The organism is Streptococcus sp. GMD6S (assembly GCF_000297015.1).
The window spans coordinates 1-4,140 of the sequence record NZ_AJRH01000294.1 but is presented as its reverse complement, the minus strand read 5'-3'; the positions used below and the strand labels follow the sequence as shown (position 1 = coordinate 4,140).

The window sequence follows — 4,140 nt, the reverse complement described above, 5'->3', positions numbered from 1 at the left end:
AACTCCTTTCAAAGAATGTAGAGTGGTTTTTATAGAATAAGGGATAATTTACAGAAATTAGTTCCGTGTTCAGTTACTAAATATAACTAAACTATCTTTTCTGTAGTTTAATCTTTTAAAATATATACTTTATTTAGTTGGTGATTTGAAAGTCTCTCCTCAGCATACTGAATCATCTTCTCAGCTACTTCTTTATCGTAGTTAAATCCCATTTTTTGAGCAAGGAACTGAGCCTCTCGGTGGAAAAGGTCCATCGTAGCAAACAAAGATTGAGTGATTTTGTCACTACTTGAAAAATCAAGTAGATTTGAGAATTCCTTCTCTTTCTCAGCAGGCAAGTAGCTAAAGAGATACTTGTAGTTCTTGCCAACATCAACCGTGCCCCTATCACTTGCTACCTGCCAAGCCAAGACCTTCAAGAGTTCTTGTTGACAAATTCCGTAGAGATGATCCGTGGCATAGATGGCTTGCTTGCGACAAATCCCTTTAACCACGTAGGCTGACACCCACCAAAATTCATTGCAGGCTTTTTCAAACTCAATCGCACTAGCTGGACTTGTCCAGTAACGTTGAGAATTTGTAGTATGGGAGTCAAACAAGCCTTTCTCATCTTTCAAAACTGTATAGTCAGCTTCACTATCCACCCACTCTTGAATGTGGTCTTTGGGGCAAAGGGTCAAATCTATCCGATTGCCATCCTCAAAGAGCATAAGATAAAGGCGGCGGTTGCCTAATACATTATGTTGCTCAATCATGCGCTTGCCAAGCCTTTCCAACCAAGAAAGATCAGCCGCCAGAGCGTCCAAATTCTCCACAATGTAGACCACATCATAGTCTTGGAACTCGTCCTTGGGAGCATTTGGGTTTGTCCGCGAGCCGGAAATAGCGACGGCATTGACTTTTAGCGCTTTTGCGGTTTGTAAAATTAAATCGAGCATGTCTGTTTCTATTCTCATGTTTATCACACTCTTTTTCTATAAGGTAACAGATCTTTTATTATATTGAATAGTCTCTTAAAATTTAAAAAATTAAGAAAACTATACAAGCTTTATAAAATCTAAATAATATAAAGAGCTTCAATTATATACAAAAACAAGTAATTCTTTTCTTGCTATCGTGAGCTTTGGAAAAGCATTCTCTATAAAATGTATACATTGAACATCGTCAAAATTTGTCGAATAATACTTCGATAAAGAGTTTACTGCTCTTAATAATTTGTTAAAATAAGCTAAAACCAACGGCGGAACTTCTTCAGTATTCAGATGATTAATTTCCGATTCTATTAAATCTTCAATTGCTAAGAATATTTCTCCTATTTCATTTTCAATATTTGAAGATAAATTCTTTTTAGAATTAAAATCATTAATAAAATTCAAAAGTTTGTTATATTCCCATTCAAAATCATCTAGTGCTCTATAGAATATTGGGAAATCACTTTGTAATTTTAATAGATTTGACTTCCTTGATTGTCGAGCCATTTCTTTAAGTTCTCTTAAACTCTCTTCAACCTTTTTTTGAGTTTTAGATAGTTGCTTTTGTTGACTTGTCAGTTCTACTATATTTCTCGCGATTGAAGATTGAATAATTTCTAGCTTTCGTTGTCGTTCATCAATTTCTTTAGTATCTTTTTTTGAAATCCAAGTTGCATAAATTATAGGTACTAGAATTGAAAAGCCACCTATACCTATCTGAATCCAATTGGAAATCCAATCTGTTGAATCAATCGCTTTAATCAATTCCTCAAACATTTCAACATTCATTTTATAATCCTTGTTAATTCCGTGATTAAATTTATTAACAGTGAGTAAATGCAAGATTCATATAGAGATTTATTTGATACGTGAACACTATTATATTTACCTCGTTGCTTTATAAAGTTTATAATCATCGTAGTTTTTTAAATCATTTAAAGATTTAAATTCATTTTTTACAATAACTTCTAAAAGCTTTTCTGTGCTTAATAATTTTTCTCTATATTTTTCTCCTCCACTATAATAACACTTCTTTAATTCTTGATAATCTGGAAATCTAAGAAGTAATTGTTCTTGAAATATAGTTTGTGCTTCTTCATATCTTTTTGAAAGGAAATGTAATTTTAAAACAGTAAAAAAAGCCGTAAGAATAATAAAAATAAAAAGGAAAATTCCTATTAGTTTCACTGTGTTAAAATCAGCACTAATAACGAAGGTAGTTATAGTAAGTAAACCAACTATTAAGTCATTTTCTTTCTCCATACTTTCTAGCTCAAATATATCTAAACTTTTTAAAACAAAATATAAAGATAAACACAAAGCACAAGTCATAATCAAAAATATAAACCAAAATTGATATTTATCAAAACCAATTTCTGTTTGTAAGCTATACTCTTTAAATAAATTTGTAAAAAAATTTACTATTCTGTTAGAAATATTTTGATTTGAAATACTGCCAATTAATATATCTCCCAAAATAAACGCGTTTACAAATATTAAAACTGAAAACATAATTTGTCGGAAGTATCTGAAGAGCGATAATAAAAACACTATAAAAGAATTGTATGCATATGACAGTGACAAGAATAATATGAAAATAGAACAAATTCCAATCAATAAATTATTATGTGCATTCAGAGACAGAATTATGGGAAATAAAACCACCATTATAACTGTCGCAAAAATAGCTCTTACAAAATAGCTGCTCTGTTTAGTTTTAGAACTAACATTTTTCATTATGTAATCTTTATTGGCTAGAACTTTCAAAGCGTCGAGTCTTTCTTGTGCCTTTTTCTTTTGATTTTTATCATAGTCTGAATATAAAATATTACATTTTTCTGTGAATCTGTTTAATATGTCTAATAACATCTTAATAATACACATCTTAAAACACCCCACTCTCCTCAAGCGTAAACTTAACATTATCCTCAATCCACTTACGGCGTGGTTCGACCTTGTCTCCCATGAGGACATTGACACGGCGTTCGGCGCGTGCTAAGTCTTCAATCGTGACACGGATGAGGGTGCGGGTTTCTGGATTCATGGTTGTTTCCCAGAGTTGGTCCGCGTTCATCTCACCAAGACCTTTATATCGTTGGAGTGTTGCGCCTTTGCCAAACTGCTTGCGGAGTTCTTCTAGTTCACCGTCTGTCCAAGCATAGGCCACTTCTTCTTTCTTTCCTTTGCCTTTGGACATCTTGTAAAGAGGCGGAAGGGCGATATAGACATGTCCTGCCTCAACTAGGGGACGCATGTAGCGGTAGAAAAAGGTTAAAAGAAGAGTTTGAATGTGGGCACCATCGGTATCCGCATCGGTCATGATAATAATCTTGTCATAATTGGCATCCTCAATGGAGAAGTCTGCTCCCACACCCGCACCGATGGTATAAATCATGGTATTGATTTCTTCATTTTTGAGGATATCTGCCATCTTGGCCTTGGCTGTATTAATCACCTTACCACGAAGGGGCAAGATAGCCTGGAATTTCCGGTCACGACCTTGCTTAGCAGAACCGCCGGCAGAGTCTCCCTCGACTAGGTAGAGTTCATTCTTGGCAGGGTTTTTAGACTGAGCTGGTGTTAATTTACCAGACAACAAGCCCTTGTCTTTCTTGTTTTTCTTACCATTTCGGCTCTCATCACGCGCCTTGCGTGCTGCTTCACGAGCGTCACGAGCCTTGATAGCCTTACGGATGAGATTGGAAGCCAGTTCCCCATTTTCCATGAGGAAGAAGGTTAACTTATCAGCCACAATCCCATCCACAACTGGACGAGCCAGAGGACTCCCTAGTTTATCCTTGGTCTGTCCTTCAAACTGGAGGTGTTCTTCCGGAACTAGGATAGAAAGAACAGCTGCTAGTCCTTCACGGTAATCTGACCCTTCTAGGTTTTTATCTTTTTCCTTGAGGAGCCCTGTCTTACGAGCGTAGTCATTCATGACCTTAGTAATGGCAGACTTAAGTCCTGTCTCATGCGTTCCACCATCTTTAGTACGAACGTTATTGACAAAGGACAGAATGTTATCTGAAAATCCATCATTGTACTGGAGGGCAACTTCCACTTGGAAACCATTGTCTTCGCCTTCAAAGTATAGGACTGGCGTCAATGTTTCCTTGTCTTCATTGAGGTAAGAAACAAAGTCTTGTACCCCGTTCTCATAATGGAATTC

General features: G+C 35.7%; 4 protein-coding genes. All 4 read right to left on the bottom strand.

Going from position 1 to position 4,140, the window contains the following annotated elements:
* Positions 1–107: 107 nt before the first annotated feature.
* Positions 108–956 carry an aminoglycoside 6-adenylyltransferase gene (locus GMD6S_RS10895; RefSeq protein ID WP_001217742.1) on the bottom strand — a complete coding sequence of 283 codons (849 nt, stop codon included), beginning with the start codon at positions 954–956 and terminating at the stop codon, positions 108–110.
* A gap of 120 nt (positions 957–1,076) precedes the next feature.
* Complete coding sequence (locus tag GMD6S_RS10890; protein ID WP_001100251.1) at positions 1,077–1,760, bottom strand: hypothetical protein; 684 nt, start codon at positions 1,758–1,760, stop codon at positions 1,077–1,079.
* A gap of 96 nt (positions 1,761–1,856) precedes the next feature.
* The gene (locus tag GMD6S_RS10885; protein WP_000334950.1) at positions 1,857–2,855 is read right to left on the bottom strand and encodes a hypothetical protein; all 999 of its coding nucleotides are present in this window, start codon (positions 2,853–2,855) and stop codon (positions 1,857–1,859) included.
* Between the two features lies 1 nt (position 2,856).
* Positions 2,857–4,140: toprim domain-containing protein (locus tag GMD6S_RS10880; protein ID WP_000341189.1), on the bottom strand; the 1,284-nt coding region annotated here is incomplete at its 5' end.